This window comes from Micromonospora cabrerizensis, from assembly GCF_022230955.1.
Classification (GTDB): domain Bacteria; phylum Actinomycetota; class Actinomycetes; order Mycobacteriales; family Micromonosporaceae; genus Micromonospora; species Micromonospora cabrerizensis.
Genome location: NZ_JAKKFI010000089.1, coordinates 151,429 through 176,427, shown reverse-complemented (window position 1 = coordinate 176,427; position 24,999 = coordinate 151,429). Strand labels below are relative to the sequence as shown.

23 protein-coding genes are annotated in these 24,999 nt (G+C 70.7%); 9 read left to right on the top strand and 14 right to left on the bottom strand.

Going from position 1 to position 24,999, the window contains the following annotated elements; genetic code table 11:
* The coding region (locus tag LADH09A_RS24295) for an HNH endonuclease signature motif containing protein (RefSeq protein ID WP_238647778.1) at positions 1–1,030 on the top strand (1,030 nt) is incomplete at its 5' end.
* A gap of 131 nt (positions 1,031–1,161) precedes the next feature.
* Here the strand turns inward: LADH09A_RS24295 and LADH09A_RS24290 are convergent.
* Positions 1,162–1,611 carry an MFS transporter gene (locus LADH09A_RS24290; RefSeq protein ID WP_238647777.1) on the bottom strand — a complete coding sequence of 150 codons (450 nt, stop codon included), beginning with the start codon at positions 1,609–1,611 and terminating at the stop codon, positions 1,162–1,164.
* A gap of 83 nt (positions 1,612–1,694) precedes the next feature.
* On the opposite strand from LADH09A_RS24290, the gene LADH09A_RS24285 reads away from it, so the two are divergent.
* Entirely contained in the window at positions 1,695–2,336 is a 642-nt protein-coding gene (locus tag LADH09A_RS24285; protein ID WP_238647776.1) for a hypothetical protein, read from the top strand.
* Positions 2,337–2,387: 51 nt separating this feature from the next.
* Entirely contained in the window at positions 2,388–4,280 is a 1,893-nt protein-coding gene (locus LADH09A_RS24280; protein ID WP_238647775.1) for an ABC transporter ATP-binding protein, read from the top strand.
* A 117-nt stretch (positions 4,281–4,397) separates the two neighbouring features.
* On the opposite strand, the gene LADH09A_RS24275 is transcribed toward LADH09A_RS24280, so the two are convergent.
* The 4 genes from LADH09A_RS24275 to LADH09A_RS24260 form a co-directional block, all read right to left on the bottom strand.
* Positions 4,398–4,925 carry a PepSY domain-containing protein gene (locus tag LADH09A_RS24275; RefSeq protein WP_238647774.1) on the bottom strand — a complete coding sequence of 176 codons (528 nt, stop codon included), beginning with the start codon at positions 4,923–4,925 and terminating at the stop codon, positions 4,398–4,400.
* Positions 4,926–5,031: 106 nt separating this feature from the next.
* Positions 5,032–5,586: a DUF5872 domain-containing protein gene (locus tag LADH09A_RS24270; RefSeq protein ID WP_238647773.1), complete on the bottom strand. Its 555-nt coding sequence runs from the start codon at positions 5,584–5,586 to the stop codon at positions 5,032–5,034.
* A gap of 28 nt (positions 5,587–5,614) precedes the next feature.
* On the bottom strand, positions 5,615–6,904 hold the full coding sequence (locus tag LADH09A_RS24265; protein WP_238647772.1) for a sensor histidine kinase: 1,290 nt from the start codon (positions 6,902–6,904) through the stop codon (positions 5,615–5,617).
* Entirely contained in the window at positions 6,901–7,596 is a 696-nt protein-coding gene (locus LADH09A_RS24260) for a response regulator transcription factor (RefSeq protein ID WP_238647771.1), read from the bottom strand. The genes LADH09A_RS24265 and LADH09A_RS24260 overlap by 4 nt, the downstream gene beginning before the upstream one ends.
* A gap of 102 nt (positions 7,597–7,698) precedes the next feature.
* Between LADH09A_RS24260 and LADH09A_RS24255 the strand changes: the two genes are divergently transcribed.
* Positions 7,699–8,184 carry a septum formation initiator gene (locus LADH09A_RS24255; protein WP_238647770.1) on the top strand — a complete coding sequence of 162 codons (486 nt, stop codon included), beginning with the start codon at positions 7,699–7,701 and terminating at the stop codon, positions 8,182–8,184.
* A 240-nt stretch (positions 8,185–8,424) separates the two neighbouring features.
* Positions 8,425–9,174, top strand: coding sequence for a DinB family protein (locus LADH09A_RS24250; RefSeq protein WP_238647769.1), 750 nt, complete (start codon positions 8,425–8,427; stop codon positions 9,172–9,174).
* A 155-nt stretch (positions 9,175–9,329) separates the two neighbouring features.
* Here the strand turns inward: LADH09A_RS24250 and LADH09A_RS24245 are convergent, their stop codons facing one another.
* Complete coding sequence (locus LADH09A_RS24245) at positions 9,330–10,124, bottom strand: MerR family transcriptional regulator (RefSeq protein WP_238647768.1); 795 nt, start codon at positions 10,122–10,124, stop codon at positions 9,330–9,332.
* Between the two features lie 78 nt (positions 10,125–10,202).
* Between LADH09A_RS24245 and LADH09A_RS24240 the strand changes: the two genes are divergently transcribed.
* Both LADH09A_RS24240 and LADH09A_RS24235 read left to right on the top strand, forming a co-directional pair.
* On the top strand, positions 10,203–10,565 hold the full coding sequence (locus LADH09A_RS24240; protein ID WP_238647767.1) for a nuclear transport factor 2 family protein: 363 nt from the start codon (positions 10,203–10,205) through the stop codon (positions 10,563–10,565).
* A gap of 37 nt (positions 10,566–10,602) precedes the next feature.
* Complete coding sequence (locus tag LADH09A_RS24235; RefSeq protein ID WP_238647786.1) at positions 10,603–11,391, top strand: SDR family oxidoreductase; 789 nt, start codon at positions 10,603–10,605, stop codon at positions 11,389–11,391.
* 136 nt (positions 11,392–11,527) lie between these two features.
* Here LADH09A_RS24235 and LADH09A_RS24230 read toward each other — a convergent pair whose 3' ends face one another.
* Positions 11,528–15,469: a ThuA domain-containing protein gene (locus tag LADH09A_RS24230; protein ID WP_238647766.1), complete on the bottom strand. Its 3,942-nt coding sequence runs from the start codon at positions 15,467–15,469 to the stop codon at positions 11,528–11,530.
* A 267-nt stretch (positions 15,470–15,736) separates the two neighbouring features.
* The gene (rpsD, locus tag LADH09A_RS24225) at positions 15,737–16,345 is read right to left on the bottom strand and encodes a 30S ribosomal protein S4 (protein ID WP_238647765.1); all 609 of its coding nucleotides are present in this window, start codon (positions 16,343–16,345) and stop codon (positions 15,737–15,739) included.
* Positions 16,346–16,455: 110 nt separating this feature from the next.
* Here rpsD and LADH09A_RS24220 point away from each other — a divergent pair, with 110 nt between their 5' ends.
* Both LADH09A_RS24220 and LADH09A_RS24215 read left to right on the top strand, forming a co-directional pair.
* Positions 16,456–17,115 (top strand): DUF2470 domain-containing protein, encoded by a 660-nt coding sequence (locus LADH09A_RS24220; protein WP_274530087.1) that lies wholly within the window; start codon positions 16,456–16,458, stop codon positions 17,113–17,115.
* A gap of 138 nt (positions 17,116–17,253) precedes the next feature.
* Positions 17,254–17,556, top strand: coding sequence for a DUF1540 domain-containing protein (locus LADH09A_RS24215; protein ID WP_238647763.1), 303 nt, complete (start codon positions 17,254–17,256; stop codon positions 17,554–17,556).
* Positions 17,557–17,614: 58 nt separating this feature from the next.
* Here the strand turns inward: LADH09A_RS24215 and LADH09A_RS24210 are convergent, their stop codons facing one another.
* From LADH09A_RS24210 to LADH09A_RS24185, 6 genes are all read right to left on the bottom strand, one after another.
* Positions 17,615–18,388 (bottom strand): ABC transporter ATP-binding protein, encoded by a 774-nt coding sequence (locus tag LADH09A_RS24210; protein WP_238647762.1) that lies wholly within the window; start codon positions 18,386–18,388, stop codon positions 17,615–17,617.
* Complete coding sequence (locus LADH09A_RS24205) at positions 18,385–19,455, bottom strand: FecCD family ABC transporter permease (RefSeq protein WP_238647761.1); 1,071 nt, start codon at positions 19,453–19,455, stop codon at positions 18,385–18,387. The genes LADH09A_RS24210 and LADH09A_RS24205 overlap by 4 nt, the downstream gene beginning before the upstream one ends.
* A gap of 5 nt (positions 19,456–19,460) precedes the next feature.
* The gene (locus LADH09A_RS24200) at positions 19,461–20,468 is read right to left on the bottom strand and encodes a FecCD family ABC transporter permease (protein WP_238647760.1); all 1,008 of its coding nucleotides are present in this window, start codon (positions 20,466–20,468) and stop codon (positions 19,461–19,463) included.
* A 31-nt stretch (positions 20,469–20,499) separates the two neighbouring features.
* Positions 20,500–21,519, bottom strand: a complete 1,020-nt coding sequence (locus LADH09A_RS24195; RefSeq protein WP_238647759.1) for an ABC transporter substrate-binding protein — start codon at positions 21,517–21,519, stop codon at positions 20,500–20,502.
* Between the two features lie 146 nt (positions 21,520–21,665).
* Positions 21,666–23,126 (bottom strand): dynamin family protein, encoded by a 1,461-nt coding sequence (locus LADH09A_RS24190; RefSeq protein WP_238647758.1) that lies wholly within the window; start codon positions 23,124–23,126, stop codon positions 21,666–21,668.
* Positions 23,123–24,979 carry a dynamin family protein gene (locus LADH09A_RS24185; RefSeq protein ID WP_238647785.1) on the bottom strand — a complete coding sequence of 619 codons (1,857 nt, stop codon included), beginning with the start codon at positions 24,977–24,979 and terminating at the stop codon, positions 23,123–23,125. The genes LADH09A_RS24190 and LADH09A_RS24185 overlap by 4 nt, the downstream gene beginning before the upstream one ends.
* Positions 24,980–24,999 lie beyond the last annotated feature (20 nt).

Genomic DNA, 24,999 nt, shown 5'->3' with positions numbered 1-24,999 from the left:
CCTCCACCTCACCGTGCCCGCCGCCCGCCGGCTCGTCGACCTCGCCGCCGCACTGGACACCGGCAACCCCGGGATACGACAAGCCTTGGCCGACGGGCACATCACCCTCGACCAGGCCCGGGTCATCGCCGACACCGTCAGCACCGTGCACACCTCAGCCGGCGCGCAGGCCGCCGACAAGGCCGTCGGTGTGCTGGTCGACTGGGCCGGGCAGTTCGACCCCACCCTGCTGCGCAAACTCGGCACCCGCATCCTCGACCACGTCGCACCCGACCTCGCCGACGCCGCCGCCCGCGCCGCGCTCGACGCCGAAGCCGCCAGGGCGACCCGCGACCGGCACCTCACCCTCTCCGAGCAAACCGATGGTCGCCTGCGACTCACCGGCATCCTCGACACGGAAACCGCCGCAGTGCTGCGCGCCGCCATCGAGCCCCTCAGCGCACCCGACGGGCCCGACGACGCTCGATCCCCTGGGCAACGTCGACACGACGCCCTCCGCGACGTCTGCCGGCTCGCCCTCCGCGCCGAGGCGCTGCCGGAGCACGGCGGCCAATCCGCTCAGATCGTCGTCACCACCAGCTTCGACGCCCTCGCGAGGCAGCTCGGCGCCGGCACCCTCGACACCGGCCTGCACCTCACACCGGAAACGGTGCGTCGACTCGCCTGCGACGCCGCGATCCTGCCCGCCGTGCTCGGCGGCGCCGGTCAGGTCCTCGACGTCGGCCGACAACGCCGACTCGTCACCGGCCCGCTGCGCCGCGCCCTCGTGCTCCGCGACGGCGGCTGCGCCTTCCCCGGCTGCGACCGACCACCCCGCTGGTGCGACGCCCACCACATCCAACACTGGGCCGACGGCGGCCCCACCAACCTCAGCAACGCCGTCCTACTCTGCGGCCACCACCACCGACACCTCCACCACAGCGACTGGACAGTCCGGCTCGGCGACGACAGCCACCCCGAGTTCGTGCCCCCGGCCTGGCTCGACCCCGACCAACTCCCCCGCCGCAACCACTACCACCGACGGACATAGAACACGACCAGCGGAGAGCAATCCCTTGGGACGACTCCACGAGTGGCCGTTCGCGCTGATGCCCGACATCGGGCCCTTCTGCGCCGCCGTCGGCGCGCGCCGCCCGCGCTGCTGCTCACGATCGCTGGACCTTAGACGGCCTCCGCCGAGAGTGGACGCGTTCGCTCGCCCCACCGGACGACCGCCGGGGCGGCGACCCCGACCGCGACGAAGATGCCGCCCATCAGCAGCCACCCGGGGGCGCCCCAGGCGATGCAGAGCAGGCCCAGCAAGGAAGGCGCGGCGACGTTGGCCAGGCCCGTGCCGAGGCCGGAGATTCCCGTGTACTGCCCCTGCGTGTGCGCAGGGGCGAGCCGGAACTGCAACTCGAGTGAGCCCGCCGCGTGCCACAGCTCGCCGACGGTGTGCGCGGCCAGCCCCAGCGTCAGCACCGTAACGGCGAGCCATCCGGGCATCGCCGACGTGGCGGCGATCAGGGCCATCCCGACCAGGAACGCCAACCCGGAGCGGCGCATGGCCCGACCGGCCGCCGGACTGGTGTCGATCCCCCGGCTCGCTCGCGGCCTCGATTTCCTGTCCACGGTCGCTCAGCGTTCGGGCCGGGTCTTGTGGCAGCGGGGCGTGCGATATCTATCGCGCGAAACTCGAGACGGAGACGGGACTCATGACGCGCACGAGGCCGGCTGGCCGAACGGTCGTCGGCGCGCTGACGTCGACGATCCTGCTGCTCACGACCGGGTGTACGGCGCAGTCCGACACCCACGCACCGGCAGCTGTCACGCAGTCGTCGCCCCCCGCCGCGGCGATGCGCATCGACAAGCCGGCCACGCTCCTGGGCACCTGGACCGAGTCCGTGGACCGGGGTTTCCACGACCGCGCCGAGCAGCAGATGGGCACCTTCAAGAAGCTGCTTGCCGCTGGGCCGACCAGCGCGATGGGCACCGCCTACGTGCGGGCCGAAGAGGTCCACTCCGGAGAGCGCGGGCTGCACATTCCCAACGACGACCAACGGGTCATCCTGATCAGTGCGGTGTCCGGCACGATCACCGACCCGACGGTGGCGCTGGACAAGACCTTCGCCGGGCTGCCGAACGTCACCGCCGTGGGGCCGATCCAACCAGGCGCGCTGGGCGGGGTGGCCGGTTGCGGCATCATCCAAGCAAAGACGGGCATCCCCGTCGACGTCTGCGTGTGGAGTGACCAGCACACGCTCGGCATGGTGACCCTCGTCGGTTTCGCCCAGACGGATGACCCGCGAGGTGTTTTCGGTCAGATCCGGGCCGAACTGGAGCGCCCAGCGCGTTGACTTGACCTCAAGCTCGGGTGAGGTCCTAACCTCCGGTATCGGAGGTATGGCATGAGCATGGAAGTAACCGCGTGGATGTCCCTGCACCACGCTATGAACGCGCAGGATGAGCGGCCACTGTCCCGCGCCACCCTGAAGCGCATCGCGACGTTCGCACGACCACACCGTAGGTTGATCGTCAGGTTCCTCCTGCTGAGTGTGGTGACGGCCGTTCTCACGGTCGCGGCACCCGTACTCGCCGGCCGGGTGGTCGACGCGATCGTCGACGGCGCCGACAGCGGCGTCGTGATCCGGTTGGCGGTGCTGATCGCCCTGATCGCGCTCGCCGAAGCCGGCCTGGGTCTGGTGACGCGGTTTCTGTCCGCGAGCATCGGTGAGGGGCTCATCGTCCAGCTGCGCACGGCCGTCTTCGACCACGTGCAGCGTATGCCGGTGGCGTTCTTCACCCGGACCCGTACGGGTGCGCTGGTCAGCCGCCTGAACAACGACGTGATCGGCGCACAGCGGGCCTTCAGCGACACTCTGTCGAGTGTGGTCGGCAACGCCGTCACGCTGATGCTGACGTTGGCCGTGATGCTCACCTTCTCGTGGCAGATCACACTCCTGGCGCTCGTCCTGCTGCCCATCTTCGTCCTCCCGGCGCGCCGGATGGGTTCGAGGCTCGCCCAGTTGCAGCGTGAGGCGGCCGAGCACAACGCGGCCATGAGCACGCGGATGACGGAACGCTTCTCCGCACCCGGCGCGACCCTGGTCAAGTTGTACGGTCGGCCGGCCGAGGAGTCCGCCGAGTTCGCGGCACGGGCCCGACGGGTACGCGACATCGGCATCCGCGCCGCCATGCTCCAGTGGGTGTTCATCACCGCGCTCACCGTCGTCGGCTCTCTGGCCCTGGCCCTGGTCTACGGGCTGGGCGGCGTCTACGCCCTCCGGGGCAGCCTCGACGCCGGGACCGTGGTCGCCCTCGCGCTGCTCCTGTCGCGCCTCTACGCGCCGCTGACGTCGCTGGCCAGCGCCCGCGTCGAGGTGATGAGCGCGCTGGTGAGCTTCGAGCGGGTGTTCGAGGTTCTCGACCTCAAGCCGCTGATCCTCGACAGGGCCGACGCCCGGCCCCTGCCCGACGGGCCGGTCGCGGTGGAGTTCGACGACGTACGGTTCGGCTACCCCTCGGCGGACAAGGTGTCGCTCGCATCGTTGGAGGACGTGGCGAAGCTCGACACACGCGGCGGCGAGGAAGTGCTGCACGGTGTGTCGTTCCGCGCCGAGGCGGGGCAGATGGTTGCCCTCGTCGGATCATCCGGAGCGGGCAAGTCGACGATCGCGCAGCTCGTGCCACGCCTGTACGACGTCGAGGACGGCACGGTGAAACTCGCCGACGTCGACGTACGCGAACTGTCGGCCGAGTCGATCCGGACGGCGTTGGGCGTGGTGACCCAGGACGGGCACCTGTTCCACGAGAGCATCCGCGCCAACCTGGCGTTCGCTCGCCCCGACGCGTCGGAGGACGAGATGTGGGACGTGCTGCGGCGGGCCCGGCTCGATGACCTGATCCGCTCTCTCCCGGACGGGCTCGACACCGTCGTCGGCGAACGCGGTTACCGACTGTCGGGCGGGGAGCGGCAACGGCTCACCATCGCGCGGCTGCTGCTGGCCCGCCCGCGCGTGGTCATCCTCGACGAGGCGACCGCGCATCTCGACTCCACTTCGGAGGCGGCGGTCCAGGACGCCCTCGCCGAAGCCCTCACCGGCAGGACGAGCGTGGTCATCGCCCACCGGCTCTCCACCATCCGGGCGGCCGACCAGATCCTCGTGGTCGAGGACGGGCGCATCGTCGAACGCGGGCGGCACAGCGACCTGCTCGCCGCCGGTGGCCGCTACCAGGAGTTGTACCGCACCCAGTTCGACCAGGACCAGCCGACGGTCCAGGAGCAACGCGTCCCCCTCTGAGGCCGCGTCACCGGGCGCCTGCCCCACCACGAGAACGACGACGACGACAAGAACGACGACGACGAGAACCGCCGCCCGCCCCGAGGGATCCCCGGGACGGGCGGCGGCACCGGACGGTCAGTCGTCGTCGTTGTCGTCGTCCTTGTCGTCCGCGTCGTCGTCGTTGTCATCGGCGTCGTTGTCGTCGTCGTCGACCGGCTCCTGCTCGGCCTTCACCACCGAGCCGTTGTCCCGGTCGACGTCCACCTCGTGCTCGGTGTCGCCCGCGAGGATCTCGACGCTCCACACCGGTCGACCGTTCTCCTGCTCGGCCTCGACCTCGACGATCTGGCCGCCACCGGCCTTGGCGAGAGCGATCTCACCGGCTCGCTTCTCGTCGACCGCGCTGCCCGCCGGCGAGGTGCCGGCCGACGGCGTGCCGCTGGACGGCGTACCCGATGGGGTGCCGGCCGACGGCGTGCCGCTGGCCGACGGCGAACCGCTGACCTCGGGCGCGTCCGTGGCCGTCGGCGCGACGGTCGCCGCGGCGAGTGCCGTGCCGCCGGTCCGCGGGTCGTTGGCGGCGTTGACGCCCAGCGCGACCCCGGCCACCGCCAGCACCGCCGAACCGCCGACCGTCGCCAGAAGCAGATTGGTGCGCTTCATCGTGGTGTCCACCTTTCCTCGGTTGTCGACTCCGAGGATCGGTCAGGTCGGGATAGCACCGCGCTGTCCGAGCGCTAAGGCCAGGTTAAGGCGGCCGGGGGCAGGGTCAGCCGCGCCGGTTGAGTTCCGCCTCGAGCCGCTGGACGAGCGTCTTGCGGTCCTTGCTGGCGCGCTCGTTGCGCAGTGCGGTCTTGAGCTGTCGCGTGTCGAGGCCCCGGACCAGCTTGGCCGCCTCGGCCACCGACATCTCGGTCATCCGGCCGGCGGTGGTGGCGTCCCGGCGCGCCCGCTTGGCGGGGCCGGTGTTCGCGACGTACTGCTTGCCGCTTCGCGACGCTTCGCGCTTCTTGGTGTCGGTCGCGCGCTTCTGGCTGTCCGACATCTCGTCCCAGGCCTTCTTGGGCAGGTAACGACTCGTCGTGTCGCCCTTGCGCGCCCGCGTGTCGCCCTCTTTCGTCTGCCACTTCTCGTTGCCCCAGCGCTGGAGCGACTTCTGCCGCTCGTCCTTTTCGCCGAGGAATCCCCCGCCGCGCTTCTTGTACTCCTGAGTGACCAGCTGCGACTTGCGCGCCGACCACTGCCCCGGTCGGCCGCCCTTGTCGGAAGACTTGATCTCTTCCTTGATCTGCTCTCTGAGCTCGGGTTTCGTGTACCGCGCCATGACTGGCAGCTACCCGGGACCGCGGTGGCTATGCCTGTGGCCGGGACGTCGGTGCTCCGAGCCGCAGCAGCACCTGCGCCCCGCCCCGCGGACGGGTACCCAACTCCAGGCGACCGCCGGCGGCCTGCGCGGCGCGGCGGGCGATGTCCAGGCCGAGGCCGGTCGACCCGGCCGCGCTCGCGCCCCGGCGGACGGCGCCGGCCGGCATCCCCGGACCCTCGTCGGCGACGCTGAGGACCACCTCCCCCGCGTCTTCGGCGAGCCGGACGGCGAACGACGTTCCGTCGGGGGTGTGCGCGAAGACGTTGCCGAGCAGGGCGTCCACGGCCGCCGCCAGGTCGTCCGCGGCCACACCGACCGGAAGAGGCCCGGGCGCCAGGTCGAGGGTGACGGCCCGGCCGGTGTCCTCGGCCAGCACCGACCAGAACGCGACCCGGTCGGCGACGATCGCCGCCGCGTCCGAGGCGGCCGGTCCCGCCGCCGGTGAGTGCCGCCAGCGGGCCTGCCGGATCAGCCCGGTGACCGCACGTTCGAGACCGTCGGCGGCGGCCGTTATCCGGGACGCGTCGTCCGGGTCGCGCAGCGACTCCGCCTCCAGCCGCAACGCCGTCAGCGGCGTCCGCAACTGGTGCGACAGGTCGGCGACCTGCTCGCGTTCCTGCACGAGGAGCACCTGGATCCGGGTGGCGAGGTGGTTGAGCGCACCGGCCACCTCGCGCAGCTCGGCCGGGCCGGCCGGGGTGACCCGGGCGTCCAGCTCGGCGTTGGCCAGCCGGTGCGAGACGGCGGAGAGGTCACTGATCGGCCGGACCAGGGTGCGCGCCAGCCGGTCGGCGACCAGCAGCCCGATCACCACGAGGATCACGCCGAGCAGCGCGAGCACCAGCCAGGCCCGGGTGACCCCGGCGGTCAGTTCGTGCTTCGGCACCACGATCCGGATCACGCCGGTGCCGTCCGACCGGCCCTGCACGGCGATGACCACCTCCCGGCCGGCCGCCGACTCCCCGGTGAGGCTCTGCCCCCGCGCGGCCAGGGCAACCGCCGGCGTACGGGGGGTCTGGGCGCCGAGCACCGTGCCGTCCGGCAGGAAGACGCTCACCGGTCGCCCGGACTCCGCGGCGAGCTGCTCGACGGTGAGCCGGATGGTCGCCGCGTCGGCGGTGCCGACCACCGGCACCAGACTCTGCGCGTCGGCGGTGGCCCGGACGGTGGCCCGGTCCTCGGCGACCGTGCGGACCAGCAGCGCCAGCGGCACCAGGAAGGCGATGAGGGTCAGCACGCTGACCGCGGCGACCAGCAGCGCGAGCCGTGCCCTCACGGCTGCGCCGCCGGCGCTTCGAGACGCACCCCGACACCACGCACGGTGTGCAGGTAGCGGGGCTGTTGGGCGTTCTCCCCCAACTTGCGCCGCAACCAGGACAGGTGCACGTCGACGGTCTTGTCGGCGCCCCCGTACGGGATCTGCCAGACCTCGGTGAGCAGTTCACGTTTCGTGACCACCTGGCCGGGGCGGCCGGCGAGGTGGTGCAGCAGGTCGAACTCGCGCGGCGTCAGCTCGACCACCACCCCGTCCAGGGTGACCTGCCGGGCCCGGGCGTCGACGCGCAGCCCGCCGACGACGAGCACCGGGTCCTGCGCGTCGGCGCCGGAGGGCCCCCGCCGCAGCACCGCCCGGGCGCGGGCGTCGAGCTGTGCCGCGGTGAACGGCTTGACCACGTAGTCGTCGGCACCCGCGTCGAGCACCCGGACGATCTCGGCCTCGTCGTCGCGGGCGGTGGCCACGATGACCGGCACCGAGCTGACCGCGCGCAGCATCCGCAGCAGCTCACGCCCGTCCAGGTCGGGCAGGCCCAGGTCGAGCACGACGAGATCGGGGCGGTCCTCGAGGGCGTCGCGGAGCCCGGCCATCGCGGTCGAGGCCGCGGCCACCGCGTGGCCGCGTTCCCGCAGGGCACGGATCAGCGGGGTACGGATGGTCAGGTCGTCCTCGATGAGCAGCAGGCGGGCCACAGCTGGCAGGCTAGCCGCTGCCGCCGGCAGCGAGGCGCACGTTAACCATGCCTTAGCGTCCGGATGTGCCAACGACAAGGACGGATCGGGGATAGTCAGAGGATGGGCCGTCGTTCGATTCTCGTCGCCGCGGGGTGGGTGGCCACCGCCGCCGTGGCGACCCTGATCGGGTTGGGCGCGATCCGGTTGGTGGGTGAGAGCCTCACCGGCACACCGGGCGGGGTGCGCAGCGAGGCCGAGATCGAGCGGGCGCTCGCCTCGCCGGAGCCGGTGCCCACCGGCACGACGGGCACCGGCTCGGTCGGGCCGGGCACCAGCTCAGCCGGGCCGGGCGCGACCAGCCCCGCACCGAGCGCAAGCTCCGGGGTCCGCCGGGGGTTCGCCACCGACGGCGGCACGGCCGTGGCCGAGTGCGGCCCCGGTGGCGTACGCCTCGTCTCCTGGGCACCCGCGCAGGGCTTCCGGGTCAGGGACGTGGACCGGGGCCCGGACGACGACGTGGAGGTCACGTTCCAGGGGCCCACCCGGGGGTACGAGTTGAAGGTGCGCTGCATCGGCTCGGAGCCGGTGGCCGTCGCCGATGACTAAGCCGGGACGTACACATGGGTGATTCTTCGCCTACCACCACCGTGTCGGAGAACAGATCCGACCAGAAGATGCAGACCTAGATCGTTGACCAGTATTTCTCATCTTCACTCGTGCCACTTCTAAGTCCTCCGCTCCCGGTCAATGGTCCCGAATGGAACCCCTGTCCGGAAACCTCCGGGCAGCCCAATGCTGGGATGTTGATCTGGTGGTCTTGTCGTACCGGGCCCCTACGGTGTGCCGATGACGCGATTCGTGCAGCAGCCCGACTACGAGGGTGCGGAGTTCATCGACCTGTCAATGGCCAGCGCAACCTTCCGCGAGGTGGATCTCAGCGGCGCCCGGATGCGTGGCGTGCTGCTGTTGGACGCCGACATCGACGGGGCGATCGACGGCCTGCGCATCAACGCCGTGGAGGTCATGCCATTGATCGAGGCCGAGCTGGATCGCCTGCACCCCGAACGGCTTCGACTGCGGCCAACCACACCCGAGAGGATGCGCGATGCGGTGGATGTCATCGAGGAGCTGTGGCAGGCGACGCTGCGACGCGCAAGCGTGCTGCCAGAGGAAGCCGTCCACAGATCAGTGAACGACGAATGGTCGCTCGCCCAAACCCTGCGCCACACGATCTTCGTCGTGGACGCCTGGTATGGCCACGCGGCGGCCCTTCGCCCGAACCCGTTCCATCCGATCGGCGTACCCGCATCGTTCACCACCAACGGCACCGAGTTCGGCATCGACGAGTCGGCCGCGCCCACCCTCGGCGAAATCCTCGCCGTGCGCGCCGAGCGGATCGCCGATCTGCGCGCATATCTGGCGCAGGTCACGCAGGAGGAGCTGGACCGCGTGCGGGGGCCGAACACCGCGATCGGCTGCCCGCCGCCCGCCGAACGTACGGCGGTCAAGTGCCTGCAAGTCATCTTCAGCGACCAGTGGGCGCACGTGCAGTTCGCCGACCGCGACCTGGCCATCCTGGAACAGGAGTATGCGTGATGCTCCGGGAGGTCCACTGCTACACCGTCCGCGTACTCGTTTGATAGGCCAAACGCAGAATTCGCTAGCGCCGGCTCCGGGCGGTAGGCCGCTTTCGCAGCACGGCTCCGATGGAGATCACGGTGACGTTCACGACCGTCGGTCCGCCGACCCACTCAGGTCACTCGGAAGACCGGCCACCCGATCTCGGTGCGCCACGCGGCTGGATCGCTTGCGTCCCGAGGTCCGACGAGGTACACCTCCCGCACGGGCCCCGCCACCGACATGGCGTTCTTCACGACCCAGGTACCGAGCTCGCCGTAGGTGACCTCGATGCCATCGTGCTCGCCGACATGGGTGGCCACCGCCAGTTCCGCGGCGGGTAGGGTCGCGGCGTGCACCCGCCCGGTACGAGGTGGAGCGGCCGTCGGCAGGTAGACCAACGCGTGACCGCGGCCCTGCTCGAACAGGGAGTTGTCGTAGGTGCCACCCGGTGGACCGGTCACCGCGTCGCCAACGGCCACCTCCAACTCCGCCATTGCGCCCGCGAACCAGGCTTCGACCTCGCCCTCGTCGACCACGGCCGCCACCGCCGCGACCGTGCGGGCGGGCTCGGCACGGAGCTCCACCTTGATCGGCGCGGGGTCGGGGCGGAGCAGGCGGCGCAGCGACGCGACCGCGGCTCGGGTGCGGTCGAGTTCGGCCTCCAGGCGTTGGAGGTGGTCGGCGATCAGGGTCGCGCGGACACCGGGGTCCGGGGACCGCAGGATCCGCTGCACGTCGCCCAGGGGGACGTCGAGTTCGCGGAGCCGGTTGATGACCTGGGCGGTCGGGATCTGCTCGATGGCGTAGTAGCGGTAGCCGGAGGTCTCGTCCACCACGGCGGGTTCCAGCAGGTCGCCCTCGTGGTACCGCCGCAGGGTCCGCACGCTCAGGTGGGTCAGGCGCGAGAACTCCCCGATCGTCAGCACCTCCGCAGTATGAAGGCTCCCCCAGGGGGAGAGTCCACCGTTTGACCCTCCTGCACCGCGAGGCCACATGGTGGGCTCATGACACACCACATCAACCTCCGGTCCGATCCACTGCCAGCCACCGTCCGCGGTTTCCTCGCCGCTCACGTCGTCCGCGACGCCGACACAGCATCGTCGTTCTTCGCCGAGGACGCGGTGGCCATCGACCAGGGCGAGTCCTTCCGCGGCCGAGAGCAGATTCACGCGTTCCTGCGGGACGCCGGCTCCGAGTTCGAGTACACGACCGAGCAGATCGCTGCTGCCCGAATCAACGACGACCACTGGGTGGTGACCCTGCGGCTCGAGGGAACCTTCCCAGGCGGCGTCGCCGAGCTCGACTATCGGTTCACGACCCGTGAGGACCTCGTCACCGAACTCGTCATCGCCAACCACGGGTCCTGACAAGACCCGCATCACGTCAATCTTCAGAGGAGAGCGAATGCCCGCTTCAGATCGCGATCGTCTCGATGGGCGCCGAGCGCTGGTCACGGGCGGATCGAAGGGCTCAGGCAAGGCCGTCGTCGAGAGACTGCGGGAGATGGGCGCCGACGTCTACGTGACGGCCCGGACGATGCCCGAGGGATACGAGCACCCCGACCGGTTCATCGAGGCCGACACCTCGACGGTCGAGGGCACGAAGGCGGTGGCCGACCGGATCGCCGAGACCGGCGGCGCACTGGACATCCTGGTGCACGTCGTCGGAGGTGCCTCGACGCCGTCCGGTGGGTTCGCGGCCATCACCGACGAGCAGTGGATGATCGAGCTGAACCTGAACTTCCTCGGAGCGGTGCGGCTCGACCGAGCTCTCCTCCCCGCGATGATCGAGTCCGAGTCGGCGGTCGTGCTGCACTTCACCTCGATCCAGCGTGAACTCCCTCAGTACGACGCGTCCCTGGCCTACGCGGCAGCGAAAGCCGCGTTGCGCACCTACAGCAAGGGGCTCGCCAACGAGCTCGCCCCGCGCGGCGTCCGCGTCAACGCGATCAGCCCCGGCGGGATCGAGACGGAGGCCTACGAGAGGTTCGTGGACCGAATCGCCGAGGGCAACGGGATCAGCCGCGAACAGGCCAAGCAGAGCATCTACGACTCCCTAGGAGGCGTGCCCCTGGGACGGTTTGCCAACACTGAGGAGATCGCCGACCTGGTCGGGTTCCTGGTCTCGGACCGCGCCTCGGCCATCGTGGGCGCCGAGTACGTGATCGATGGCGGAACAGTCCCGACCGTCTGAGCCGGCAAGCGGAGTGACCTACGCCTTCATCTGCGGGGATGTCCTCCGGATCTCGGTCCCGCCCCCGCTGCTACGTGATCGAGGCGGGTCCGCCCCCACCGCCAGATCGACGGTGGGGGCGGACCCTGGTGGTGGTTCAGCTGGTGTACGCCTCCACCTCCCAGAGCGAGTGGCCGTACCCGGTGCCCCGGGCGGTGCCGTTGATCCGCAGGTAGCGGCCGTTGGCATTGAGCGCGGTGTGCTCGTCCACCCCGCCGTCGGCGCCGGTCACCGTCTTCACGGTCGTCCAGGTGGTGCCGTCGTTCGAGGTCTGGATCTGGTACGCGCTGCTGTACGCCGCCTCCCAGCTCAGCTTGACCCGACCGATCGCGGTCGGGCTGCCGAGATCGACGCGGATCCACTGCGGGTCGGAGAAGGTGCTCGACCAACGGGTGGTGAGGCTGCCGTCCACCGCCTGGGCGCCGGACACGTCGGCCCCCTCGTTGCTGGACGTGGACGTCGGCTTGTTGAGCAGCAGGTTGCCGCCGGTCGGGTTGCCGGTGCCGCCGTACACCTCGAACTCGAACAGCGAGTAGCCCCAGGCGGTGCCCCGGGTGGTGCCGAGGAGCCGGATGTAGCGGCCGGAGCCGCTGAGCCCGGTCACGTCGTCCACCCCGCCGTCGCCGCCGGTCACGGTGCGGATCGTGGTGAAGTTGACCCCGTCCGGCGAGGTCTGGATCTGGTAACCACTGCCGTACGCCGCCTCCCAGGTCAGTTTGACCCGGCTGACCGAGTATGTGGCGCCGAGGTCCACATCGATCCACTGGGGGTCACTGAAGGAGCTGCCCCACCGGGTTCCGGCCACGCCGTCGAACGCGTTGGCCGCGCCGTACGCGCCCTCGAAGCTGGACGCACGCGCCGGCTTGCCCCGGGCCAGGTTGGCGCCCGGATCGGGATCCGGGTCGGGGTCCGGGTCCGGCCCGGGCCCACCGGGGGTGGTGGAGAGCGTGAACTCGTCGATGTCGAAGTACGGGCCGGCGCCCTTGAAGACCAGGAACAGGGTCCGGGTGCCGGTCGGGGCGGTGACCCCACCGGTGACCGTGGCGAAGTTGGCGTACCCGCCGGTGGAGACCACGGTGGCCGAGCCGACCAACGGCCCGGTCGGCGAATCGACCCGCAGCTCCAGCGTGCCACCGCCACCGGCCGGGGCACCGACCCGGGCGCTGAACGACTGGACGCCGGTCAGGTTGTAGGGACGGAACGAGATCCAGTCGTTGTTGTCGATGTAGCCGACCGCCGCGCCGCCGTGCCCGGCTGCCCCGGCGACGACCTGGACGCCGGACGAGTCACCGAAGTGCTCGGCCTGACGTACCCGTGGTTGCAGGACGGCCTGGGTGTGCGTGGTCAGTGCCGGCTGACCACCACCGCCCAGGTCGGTGTACTCGGCGTCGATGATGCCGAAGATGTTCGCCGCCGTGTCGTGCTCGCCGTCCGCCGAGGTCTGGATGACGCCGGAGCAGCCCTGCACGCTGCCGAGCTGGTGGCCGTGCGAGTCGTGGCCGAGGACGTAGTTCACCTTCACCCGGGCGCAGTTGATCGCACCGTCCTGCGCGTCGGTGACGGTGACGGAGAACGGCACGGCGTCCCCGAAGGTGAAGGTCTGCCCGTTCAACGGGGTGTTCACCGTGACCACCGGGGCACTGTTGCCGACCGTGACGACCACGCTCGCGGTGGCCGTCTTGCCGGTGGTGTCCCGGACCGTCAACGTCGGACTGCGGGTCCCGTTGGTGGTGTACGTGAAGCTCGGGTTCGCCGCGGTCGAGTCGGTGGTGCCGTTGTTGTCGAAGTCCCAGGCGTAGGTGAACGGGTCGCCGTCCGGGTCGAGCGTGCCGGCCGAGGAGAAGGCCACGGTCAGCGGCGCGGTGCCACTGGTCGGGGTGGCCGAGGCCTTGGCGACGGGCGCTCTGCCCTCGCGGGCGTACTCGATGCGGTAGAGCGCCGAGTTGGCGTCGCCGTTGAACCAGCCGGTGCCGTAGTCGAGCACGTAGAGCGCGCCGTCGGGCCCGAACTCCATGTCCATGACCTGCGTGCCGGTCCACGGGAACGGGTTGATCTTCAGCGGTTGGCCGGACCCGTCGAGCTTGATGTTCTTGATCCAGCGGCGGCCGAACTCACCGGCGAAGTAGGTCCCGTCGTAGTACTCCGGGAACGCCACGGGCGAGGTGTTGTTCGGGTCGTACCGGTAGACCGGGCCGCCCATCGGCGACAGGCCACCGCCGGTGAACTCCGGCGGCGAGCCGGAGCCGCCGTACGGCAGCCACGCCGAGACGGCCGGCGGCAACTGGGTGATGCCGGTGTTGTTGGGCGAGTTGTTGACCGGCCCGCCCGCGCAGTTGAACTTCGGCCCGGACGGGCCGGACGGGAAGGTGTAGTCGTTGTACGCGTCGTTGCGGGCGGTGCAGTACGGCCAGCCGTAGAAGCCGGGCCGGTCGATCCGGGCGAACTCCACGTTGCCCGCCGGCCCGCGGTTCGGGTCGGCGGTGCCCGCGTCGGGACCGTAGTCACCGAGGTAGACGATGCCGGTGGCCTTGTCCACGCTCATCCGGAACGGGTTGCGGAAGCCCATCGCGTAGACCTCCGGGCGGGTCCGCGCGGTGCCCGGGGCGAACATGTTGCCGGCCGGGATGGTGTAACCGCCGGCCGTGCTCGGCTTGATCCGGAGCACCTTGCCCCGCAGGTCGTTGCTGTTGGCCGAGGTGCGCTGCGCGTCGAACGCCGGGTTGCGCCCGGCCCGCTCGTCGATCGGCGTGAAGCCGGCCGAGTCGAACGGGTTGGTGTCGTCACCGGTGGACAGGTAGAGGTTGCCCGCCGCGTCGAAGTCCATGTCACCGCCCACGTGGCAGCACATGCCCCGGCTGGTCGGCACGTCGAGGATCAGCGTCTCGCTGGCCAGGTTGATGGTGTTGTCCGCGTTGACGGTGAACCGGGCCAGCCGGTTGACGCCTTCCCAGACGGCGAACTCGGCCGGGGTGCCGGTGGCCGGCGCGCCGCCACCGGGGGTGCTCAGTGGTGGGGCGAAGTACGCGTACACCCAGCGGTTGGTGGCGAAGTTCGGGTCGGCCTTGATGCCTTGCAGACCCTCCTCGTCTCCGGTGTAGACCGGCAGCGTGGCGGCGATCTTGGTGTTGCCGGCGGCGTCGGTGTGCCGGATCACGCCGTTGCGCGAGGTGTGCAGCACGCCCCGGTCCGGCAGGACGGTGAGGCTCATCGGCTCACCGGTCTCGGCCGCGCCCTTGGCCAGCTCCACCTGCTGGAAGCTGCTGGTGACGGTGGGGCCGCAGTCGGCGTCGACCGCGCCGGCGGCCGTCTGGATGCCGCCGAGCAGATGCTGACGGAAGCTCGCCTCGGTGTACGACGCGTCGGTGTGCCCGAGGCCCGTGTACCAGGCCCGGCCGCCGGAGTAGTTCTGGCACCAGGAGATCGGGTGGTCGGCACCCATGCTCCCGCCGGTGTAGGTGCTCTCGTCCAGGGTGGCGAGCACGTGCGCGTTGCCCCGCGGGTTGGTGCGGTAGTTGTACAGCTCGTCGAACCGGTTCCACCGCTGCGGCAGCGTCGCGGTGGACGGGTGCACCTGGTCGGCGACCTTGACGGTGACGTTCTGCTCGGCGGGGTGCGAGGCGAAGTACGCCCCGACCAGCCCGCCGTACCAGGGCCAGTCGTACTCGGTGTCGGAGGCGGCGTGCACGCCGACGTAGCCGCCGCCGCCGGTGATGTAGCGCTCGAACGCAGCCTGCTGGGCGGCGTTGAGCACGTCGCCGGTGGTGGACAGCCAGATCACCGCGGCGAACCGGTCGAGGTTGGCGTCGGTGAACTGGGCGGAGTCCTCGGTCGCCTCGACGGTGAAGCCGTTGGCGGCGCCGAGCTGCTGGATGGCGGCGATGCCCGGGGTGATGGAACCGTGCCGGAATCCGGCGGTCTTGCTGAAGACCAGCACGGTGAAGGGTGCGGCGCTGGCCGTGGGTGGCGAGGCGACGATGCCGCCGGCAACGAGGACCGCGCTCAGCGCGAGGCCGAGCCACGATCTCAGGGATCTGCGCACAGTGGGGTCCTTTCGCGGTGCGAGGGACGGCGTGCGCCGATCACGCCTGGCGGTGGTGGGACGAGATATGTGAATGCATGGTTGCGTCCGGATCACGGGCGCGTCAAGCACTCTCCCACCAATCCTGAGAGCGTTATCTCCGCAGGTCAGAGACGACCGTCGAGAGCTAGATCGAATAACGGTTTTCCGGCTGCGATCCGTACGCGGAGGGCCCCGGAGCGCGGCCTACGCGCTCGGGGCCCTTCCCAACGGTCGGTCGTCCTCGCGTCAGCGCGAGTAGTACTCCACGACGAGTTGCTCGTCGCAGACGACCGGGACCTCCGACCGCAGCGGGAGTCGGGTCAGGCGCGCGGTCAGGCCGGCCAGGCTGACGTCGAGATAGGGGGCGAGCCGCTCCGAGGCGTGTGCACCCGCCGCCGCGACGAGGAACGGGGCCTTGCCCCGGCTGCGCTCCGCGACGGCGATGACGTCGCCGGGTTGCAGCCGCGCGGACGGTCGGTCCAGGCGGCGGCCGTTCACCGTGACGTGCTGGTGGGTGACGATCTGGCGGGCCTGGTAGATGGTGCGGGCGAGACCAGCTCGCAGCACCAGCGCGTCCAGCCGGGTCTCCAGCTCGACGATCAGCTCCTCACCGGTCTTGCCGGGCCGGCGCACCGCCCGGTCGAACGCGCGCCGGAGCTGGCCCTCGTGCAGGTCGTACTGCGCCTTGAGCCGCTGCTTCTCCAACAGTCGGACCTTGTAGTCGCTGGTGGTGCGTCGGGCGCGGCCGTGCTGCCCCGGCGGGAACGGTCGGCGCTCGAAGTAGCGCACACATTTCGGGGTCAGCGCGATGCCCAGAGCGCGGGAGCGCTTGACCTTGGGACGGGTCTGATTCATCCTTCACCTCTCAAGTAAGGTAAGGCTAACCTTATTAGGAGATGATCGCCGTGAGCAAGCCCTCGACCAGCACGGACACCACCGACGACGCGGCTGTCCGACTCCGATCGATGCTCGTCGCCGCCGACTCCCTCACCCTGCACGTCCCCGGGATCGAGGCGTACGTCGCCGGACGGCACGTCGTGACTGGCGACGGACGGCTGCGGGTCGACCTGCCGGCCGGATGTCACCTGACCGACCACCTCGCGCAGCAGCGGGAAACCGTGGCGATGGTCGAGGTGACCGATCTGGCGCCCACCCCGGTGCGCAACCGGGTGCGGGGGCGAGGCACCCTCACCGGCTGGCTGGCGATCGAGCCCACCACGACCGAGAATGATCAGGACATGGTGGCGCTTCTCGACCTCGCCACCGCCGAGCTGACCGTCGAGGGCCACACCATCTCCGTCGGCCCGGACGCCTTCGCGGCCGCCCGGCCCGACCCACTGGCCGCCGCCGAGGCCGACCTGCTCTGCCACCTCGACCACCACCACCCGCAGGCCGTCGAACGGCTGTGCCGACTGATACCGACCCGCCATCTCCAGGGTGTTCGCCAGGTCCGGCCGGTACGCCTGGACCGCCACGGCGTCGTGCTCCGGTTGGAGCTGGCCAGGGGTGACCGCGACGTCCGGCTGAGCTTCGGTGCACCGCTTCGGCATCCGGACCACCTCGGGGCCGAGATCGAGGCGCTGCTTCACCAGGCGCACGGCTGCCGGAGCCGCCGTGTGCACTGAATGACCGAAGACGATCGTTGCGCTTAGGCAAGGCTGGCCTATGCGAAATACCCCTAAAAGGGGCAGCCCTTGGGGAATTGTCCCGTCGGCGCCGGGTACTGGGATTACCCGGCACCACCGACGAAAGCGAGAGCGCTGATGACTGACATGCTGGAGATGCCGCGGGTCCACGAGTGCACCGTCACCGACTGCGGCTACAACCACGACGGCTGCCACGCGTTCGCCATCACAATCGGGCAGGAGAACGGGCACCAGAACGCCAACTGCGCCACGTTCATCGACACCTCGGCCAAGGGCGGGCTGGACCGGGTCATCGCCCAGGTCGGTGCCTGTAAGCGCAGCGACTGCCAGCACAACGCCGAGCTGGAGTGCCACGCACCGTCCATTCGGGTCGGCCCGGGGCAGGACATCGCCGACTGCCAGACGTACCAACCGCGCTGAGCAGTCGCGGGCACCGGGAGAGGGCGGCCGTCACGGCCGCCCTCTCCGGCACGTCAGCTCAGGCGGGTACGACCATCGGCGTGCCGGCGATCGGGTCCGGTACGACGAGGCAGTTGAGACCGAACACCTGCTCGACGAGGTCGCCGGTGACCACGTCCACGGGAGCGCCCTCGGCGACGATCGCGCCACTGGACATCGCGATGAGGTGGTCGCAGTAACGGCAGGCAAGGTTGAGGTCGTGCATGACGATGACGATGGTCTTGCCGGACTCCGCGTTCAGTTTCCGCAGCAGCCGCAGCAGCTCCACCTGGTGGTTGATGTCCAGATAGGTGGTGGGCTCGTCGAGGAGCAGCAGGTCGGTGTCCTGGGCCAGGGCCATGGCCACCCAGACGCGCTGGCGTTGACCGCCGGACAACTCCCGGATCGGGCGGTCGATCAGGTCCGCGGTGCCGGTGGCGTCGAGGGCCCGGGCCACGGCGTCGTGGTCGTCGTCGTTCCACCGCCGGAACCACCCCTGATGGGGGTAGCGCCCTCGGGAGACGAGGTCGGCGACGGTGATGCCGTCGGGCGCGACGGGGGTCTGCGGGAGGAGCCCGAGGACCTTGGCGACGTCGATGTTGCGCAGCTCGGCGAGCGACCTGCCGTCGAGCAGCACCGTTCCCGCCCGTGGTGCGAGCAGTCGGGCCAGACCGCGCAGCAGGGTGGACTTGCCGCAGGCGTTGGCGCCGACGATCGCGGTGACCTTGCCGTCGAGGACGGTGACGTCGAGGTTGTCGACGATGGTCCGGTCGTCGTAACCGAGGGTCAGGCCCTCGGCGCGTAGTCGGGTCATCCGCCCGCTCCTTGCCGGTTGGTGGTGGCCAGCAGCCACAGCAGGTAGGGAGCACCGACCGCGCCGGTCACCACGCCGGTGGGCAGTGGTGTGGGCAGCAGGTGCACAGCGACGAGGTCGGCGGTGAGCAGCAGCCCGGCGCCGACCAGCGCGGCGGGCAGGACACCCCGGGCAGCCGGACCGAGGAGCCGGTTCGCGATCGGCCCGGCGACGAGAGCGACGAAGGCGATCGGCCCCGCCACGGACACCGCGAGGGCGACCAGCACGACGGCGGTCCCGAGAAGCCCGGCGCGACTGAGCTCGGCTCGGGCGCCCAGCGTGCGGGCGGTGTCGTCGCCGAGGTCGAGGGCGCCCAGCGGCCGTTGCAGCAGGACGGCGACCGGCAGCAGGACGACCAGCGCACCGGTGAGCAGGAGCAGCTCCGTGGTGCTGGCCTGCCCGACCGAGCCGATCAGCCAGTGCATGGCCTGCCGGGCCTCGAACAACTGCGCCCTGCTGAGCACGTAGCCGATCAGGCCCTCGAAGAAGGCCGCCACCCCGATGCCGATGAGGATGAAGCGGTAACCGGTGACACCGTCGCGCCAGGCCAGGAGGTACATCGCGAGGGCGGCGAGAATCGCGCCACCGAGGGCGAGCCCGCTGACGACGAGGCCGCCGGCCTGGAGGAGCACGATCCCGGCGGCGGCCGCCAGGCCGGCACCCGAGGTGATGCCGACGAAGTCCGGCGACGCCAGCGGGTTGCGCAGCACCTGTTGGAAGATCGTCCCGGAGGCACCGAGAGCGAGCCCGACGGTCAGTGCGGCGGCGGCGGTCGGCAGCCGCAGTCCCCGGACGACGAAGTCGACACTGGGGTTGTCGGACAGGTGCAGCACCGAGGCGATGACCTCCCCGGCACCGATGCGGAAACTGCCCACCATCATGGTGAACACGAAGAGGGCGGCGACCGCCACGGTCAGGGCGCAGGTCACCAGGATGGACCGGCCGGCGCGTCGCCTCCGGTTGGCCCGCAACGCCGCCGCCGTGCCGGACGTAGCGGAGCGGAGGTCACTCGTCGTCGTTGTCGTCATCGTGCTCACACCTCCGACAGCCGGCCGTAGCGCACGATCGCGATGAACGCCGGCGCGCCCATCAGCCCGAGGACCACACCCACCTGAAGCTCGTCGGGGGCCGCGACCACGCGGCCGAGCACGTCGGCAAGGAGCAGGACGATGGGTGCCAGCAGCATCGAGTACGGCAGGATCCACCGGTAGTCGGGGCCGCAGATGAACCGAGCCAGGTGCGGCACGACGAGCCCGACGAAGACGATCGGCCCGCACGCGGCGGTGGCCGCGCCGGCGAGGACCGCGACCACGGCGAACGCCGCCGCGCGGGTCCGGACCACGTTCTGGCCGAGGCCACGCGCCACGTCCTCGCCGAGCGCGAGGCCGTTGATGGCGCGCCCGAACCCGAGCGACGCCGCGAGGCCGAGGAGCAGGAACGGCGCGACACCGGTCAGGATCGGGGTGTACCGGCCGGCGAGCGACCCCACCTGCCAGAACCGCAGCTCGTTGAGGGCGTCCACATTGGTCATCACGATTCCGCTGGTCACCGAGACCAGGCCGGCGGTGACCGCCGCCCCCGCGAGAGCCAGCTTGACCGGGGTGGCACCCTCCCGGCCGAGGGACGCGACCGCGTACACCAGCGCGAGCGCCGCGATCGCGCCCGCGAAGGCGAACCAGACGTAGACACCGATGCCGCGTACGCCGAGCACGGTGATGGCGAAGACCACGAACGCGGCGGCACCGGAGTTGATGCCCAGGATCCCCGCGTCCGCGAGGGGGTTGCGGGTGACGCCCTGCAGGATCGCCCCGGCCACGCCGAGCGCGGCGCCGACGAGGATGCCGAGCAGAGTGCGGGGTACGCGCATCTCCAGCGTGACCGTGCTGCTGATCGGCCCGTCGCTGTCGAAGTTGACCAGGGCGTGCAGCACCTCGGACACCCCGATCGCCCGCGAGCCCAGGGTCACGCTGAGGAAGCCGACGAGGGCGAGAGCCACGAAGAGGACGGCGAGCCCCGGCCCGAGGGCAGAGGCTCGCCGCACGCCTCCGGTCGAGGTGCGCGTCCCGATCTGGCTAGTTGCCGACATTCGGATCCGCGGCCTTGACCGCCTGGGTGAGCTTGTCCAGCTCGGTGGCGAAATCGGCGTAGGTGTGCAGCCAGAACGCCGGCCACGAGACGGCTGCACCGGCCTTGGCTGCCTTGATCTTGAACCAGGTCGGCTGCTTCGTGCCCCACTCGGCGTTCGCGGTGGGGGTGAAGGAGCGGCCGTCGAACAGGATCAGGTCCGGCTGGTACGTGTCGGCGTTCTCCCAGCTCAGGTTCTCCCAGTACGGGAAGGCCGGGTCCGGGCTGGCCGGGTTGATCACCTTGAGGCCCCAGGTCTGCAGGTCCAGCAGCTCGGGCGCGTACTCGGGGTTGGCCACGTAGACCTTCTCGGTCGAGGGCGACATCGCCGCGACCGTCAGACCCGGCTTGCTCGCGGTGGCCGCCTTGAACGTCTCGACCGCCTGCTCGAAGCGCTTCTTGTTCGCCGCGATCTGCGGGCTGTTCACGTCGGCGCCGAGGCTCTCGGCGAGATCCTCGTACCCCTCGGCCAGCGCGACGATCGACTTGCCCTGCGCGACCCCGACGACGGGGGCCAGGTCGGCGAGCTTCTTGCTCTTCTCGTCGACGCCCTCCTCCATGCCGCTGTGCGCCTTCTCGGCCGGCCACCAGTCCCCGACGATCAGGTCCGGACGCAGGGCCGCGGCCTTCTCCACGTCGATCTTGCCCCACTCCTCGCCGAGGATCTCGATCCCGGCGAGGTCGAGGTTCTTCAGGTTGGGATCGGTCTTGACCGGCTCGTCGGCGTAGACGCCGACGGGCTTGATGCCGAACGACAGGAGCGCCGCGGCCTCACCGGCGTGCGCGATGATCCGGGTCGGCTTCTTGTCCGCCTTGACGACCTGACCCGACCCGTCGGTGAACGACCAGGGGCCGGAGGCGGCGGCCGCGGCCGTGTCACCGGTGCCGGTGTCGTTGCCACAGGCGGTGAGCGTGCCGAGCGCGACGCTCAGCGCCGCCACGGCCAGGACCGGACGCCATTTCTGCATGCTGAAGTTCCCGATCTCTCGAAGAGAAGTGAGCCACCCGGCCCGAAAGTTAGGTTAGGCTAACCAATGCTTCGAGTTTTGCCAACGCGGGGTGCCCTTCACCTCGGGAAATGGCCGAACGGCGGCGACCAGCGGCCCGACGGCCCTCAGCGACCTCCCGCGACCAGCTCCGCGATCATCCCCTCGCAACTGCGGGCGACGACCTGCGCCCCGCGCCGCTGCGCCAGCGGAAGCAGAGGGTCCTCGGCCCGGTCCCGCCACCGCCACTGCGCGTCGGAGGCGACCTCCCAGAGCCGCTGCGCGGTCGCCTCGTGCTCGACACCGAGCCGGGCGGCAAGGCCCACTCCGTTGCCCCCGACCAGTCGCTGCGCCTCGTCCGCCAACTCCACGTCGAACCCGAGCCGGTTGTTGCGCAGCGCCACCAGCAGGCGCAGCTCCCGGAACTCGTGCGCACCGGCGAGGATCTGCTCGACCGCGCCGACCAGCTCGCCGGAACCCCGGGTGGGCTCGGCCCGCAGCAGCGTCTCCACCGCGGCCAGCGCGGACCGGGCCTTGAGTGTGTCCCGGCGGTCGATGAAACAGCGGGTCACCGACTCCCGCAGCTCGGTGAGACCGCTGCGCCGGATGAGCTCGGCGGAGAGTTTCACCCGACTGTCGAAGCCACTGCGGACCAGGGTGGCCGCCAACCGGACACCGAAGATCCCGAACCGGTCCAGCAGCGCGCCGCGGACCTCGGTCTCCAGCCGTACCGGCAGATCACCACGGAGGAAGCGCTCGGCGGAGATCAGATGGGCGTCCAACCCCGCCCGGGGCACCGAGGCCAACGCCGCGAGCGCCGCGAAGTCCGACTCGCCGAGCATCCTGCCGGCCAGGCCGAGCATCCCGCTGCACGCCACCACGTTCACGCTCAGTGCGCTCACCCGTGGGTCGCGGTAGTGCCGGCGGGCGAGCTGACGGGCGCTGAGCAGACCGTCGATCCGGCCTCCCCCGGTCTCGTCCGCCCGGGACAGCACCATGATCACGTTGATCGGGGCGGCCTGCCCGACGGCGCCGTCCCGGCCCGCCTCCAGCATCCGCAGATCACTGTCACGACCGTCACGGGTCAGGTACAACACCGCGTCCGAGTCCCGCAGCACCCGCTCCACCAGGGGCACCCGCCCCTGCTCGACGTCACCGGGAACCGCCGGAGTGTCGATCAGCGTGATCTGCCGCAGCGCCCGCGTCGGCCACTGCACCACGATGTCGCGCAGGTCCCCCGTGTCCCAGCCGAGATCCACCCGCAGCCCGGTCGCCGACTTGACCACCGTCAGCTCCTGCGGGGGCTGACCGGCCGGATAGGCGGTGGCACGCGGGGCGGGGCCGTCCTCGTACCAGGTGAACACGCCGTCGGCCCGCTCGACCGGCGCGACCTCCTCGCCCATCAACGCGTTGAGCACCGTCGACTTGCCGGACCGCCACGGCCCGGCGACCGCGATGCGCAGCGGTTGCTCCAACCGGGCCACCTGATTGCGCAACTGCCCCACGGCCCGCGGGTTGTCCTGATAGAGATCGATGGCCTGGTGCAACAACCCCCAGGCCGCCTCGTCCAGGCGCAGCCCCACGGTCATGTCTGCGGCTCCAACAGCAGCGGCGCGGAACGCGTGGCGGTCAACTGCTGAGCCTGCTCGTAGAGCGCGGCCAACCGGGTCATCTTCAGCCGGATCTCGCGCTGGCGCTGCTCGCGCAGCGAGGCATCGGTGTCGGCCTCCTGCTTCGCGCTGCGGAACGACTGCACGATGGCCTCCTGAAGCTCCTCGGTCAGCCCCGTGAAGTGGTCGCGCAGCATCCGCTGCACCTGCCGGACGGCGTCCCGGCAGTCGCGGGTCATCCGCACGAAGAAGTCGTCCACGTGGCGCTGGATGGCCGTCTTGACGGTCGCCTGACGGCGACGGAGCAACTGTTTGCTCTCGTCCCGGATGCTCTTGCCGCCGAAGAGCGCCCCGATGCCGACCGAGACCGGGTTGATCATCGGCATTCCGGCCAGGGTGGTCGCCAGGCCGAACATCAACATGCCGCCGTACGAGCCCTTCATGCCGGTGAACAGCTTCTGGCCGGTGGTGAACCTGTCGATCGTCGGCCGTTGCAACTCCGGCAGTCGCTGGCCGATGTCGTCCGGCATGGACATGGACCAGGGTGGCAGGACGTCGTAGCCGTACCGATTGAAGTTGGCGGCCACCCGGCGGGCGATCCAGTCGCAGCGCTGGATCAGCCACTCGTGGTTGGCCTCCGCCGCCTCGACGAGGCTGCGCTCCAACCAGTCCTGAAAGGTGTCCCACGCGTCGAGCGGATCGGCGGTGTCGAACGCCTCGTCCACCGTACGCAGGATCTGCCGGGTCCGGTCGCGAAGGTCGTACTCGATGTCGGAGAGCAGGTCGGCGATCTCGTCGTTGAGCGTGTTCTGCCAGCGGGTCGAGCACCGGCGCAGCTCGTCGACCTCGCGCTGCGCGGCGTGCAGGCGGGAGATCGGCCCGGACTGCTCCTCGGCCTCCTGGGTCGCCAGCTCGGCGCGCAGCGGTGCGGCCAGCTGCTCCACCACCGTCCGGGCCACCGCCTGCACCGACGCCCGGGCCAGGTGGTCGGACTTGCCGGCCAGGTCCCGCTGCAGTCGGGCGATCAGCGCGGGAAAACCGGACTCGGCGTTGAGGTCACGGTCGTCGGCCGCCGCGGCGCGCAGTCGCAGTGTCGCCGAGACCGGGATCAGCGCCGCCGCGACACCGGCCTCAACGAGATGCTGCCGGTTGCGCTCGGCGACCGCGCGCCAGTCCGCCACCAGATCGGTCTTGCTCTGCACCACGACCACGTTCGGGTGCGCGCGCATCACGTGCAGCAACATGTTCAGCTCGGCGACCGACAGCTCCCGAGTGGAGTCGGAGACCAGCAGCACGGTGTCCGCGCGGGCGGGCGCCGCGACCGGGGCGGCGCCACCGACACCGGCGACCTCGTCGGTGCCCGGAGTGTCCACCAGCACCAGCCCGGCGCCGAGCAGGGCGCGCGGCACCCCGATCTCGACGTACGCCGGACCGCCGCCCGCGCGGCGGCCGACCAGGCCGGCCACGCCCGCGGCGACCTGGTTGAGTGCCACCGGGGTCCGCTCCACCGTCATCGTGGCGGCGGAGCCGGCGGGACGACCCGAGGCTGGTGGCGGCGCCTGAGCGACTGCGGCGGACGGGGCTTCGGCGTGCTGCACCACGGTCGGCAGGAGGGTCGTGCGGCCGTCGCCCACGGGGCAGGCGGGAGCGTTGATGATGGCGTTGATCAACTGACTCTTGCCCTGGTTCGGCTCACCGATGACCAGGACGCGCAGCGTCGGGTCCAGCAGTTGGGCACGCTTCTGCCGCACCGTCTGGAGCAGGTCACCACGACCATGAGCACTGCACGTACGGGCGATCTCGTCCAGCACGTCCAACCAGATCCCGGCCATCACCGCACCAAGTGTGCGGA

Excerpts from the sequence above, each read along its gene's own strand:
- LADH09A_RS24285 (WP_238647776.1), top strand. The coding sequence starts at position 1,695 with ATGACGCGCACGAGGCCGGCTGGCCGAACGGTCGTCGGCGCGCTGACG.
- LADH09A_RS24280 (WP_238647775.1), top strand. The coding sequence starts at position 2,388 with ATGAGCATGGAAGTAACCGCGTGGATGTCCCTGCACCACGCTATGAAC.
- LADH09A_RS24275 (WP_238647774.1), bottom strand. The coding sequence starts at position 4,925 with ATGAAGCGCACCAATCTGCTTCTGGCGACGGTCGGCGGTTCGGCGGTG.
- LADH09A_RS24270 (WP_238647773.1), bottom strand. The coding sequence starts at position 5,586 with ATGGCGCGGTACACGAAACCCGAGCTCAGAGAGCAGATCAAGGAAGAG.
- LADH09A_RS24255 (WP_238647770.1), top strand. The coding sequence starts at position 7,699 with ATGGGCCGTCGTTCGATTCTCGTCGCCGCGGGGTGGGTGGCCACCGCC.
- LADH09A_RS24250 (WP_238647769.1), top strand. The coding sequence starts at position 8,425 with ATGACGCGATTCGTGCAGCAGCCCGACTACGAGGGTGCGGAGTTCATC.
- LADH09A_RS24240 (WP_238647767.1), top strand. The coding sequence starts at position 10,203 with ATGACACACCACATCAACCTCCGGTCCGATCCACTGCCAGCCACCGTC.
- LADH09A_RS24235 (WP_238647786.1), top strand. The coding sequence starts at position 10,603 with ATGCCCGCTTCAGATCGCGATCGTCTCGATGGGCGCCGAGCGCTGGTC.
- rpsD (WP_238647765.1), bottom strand. The coding sequence starts at position 16,345 with ATGAATCAGACCCGTCCCAAGGTCAAGCGCTCCCGCGCTCTGGGCATC.
- LADH09A_RS24220 (WP_274530087.1), top strand. The coding sequence starts at position 16,456 with ATGCTCGTCGCCGCCGACTCCCTCACCCTGCACGTCCCCGGGATCGAG.
- LADH09A_RS24215 (WP_238647763.1), top strand. The coding sequence starts at position 17,254 with ATGACTGACATGCTGGAGATGCCGCGGGTCCACGAGTGCACCGTCACC.
- LADH09A_RS24210 (WP_238647762.1), bottom strand. The coding sequence starts at position 18,388 with ATGACCCGACTACGCGCCGAGGGCCTGACCCTCGGTTACGACGACCGG.
- LADH09A_RS24205 (WP_238647761.1), bottom strand. The coding sequence starts at position 19,455 with ATGACGACAACGACGACGAGTGACCTCCGCTCCGCTACGTCCGGCACG.
- LADH09A_RS24195 (WP_238647759.1), bottom strand. The coding sequence starts at position 21,519 with ATGCAGAAATGGCGTCCGGTCCTGGCCGTGGCGGCGCTGAGCGTCGCG.
- LADH09A_RS24190 (WP_238647758.1), bottom strand. The coding sequence starts at position 23,126 with ATGACCGTGGGGCTGCGCCTGGACGAGGCGGCCTGGGGGTTGTTGCAC.
- LADH09A_RS24185 (WP_238647785.1), bottom strand. The coding sequence starts at position 24,979 with ATGGCCGGGATCTGGTTGGACGTGCTGGACGAGATCGCCCGTACGTGC.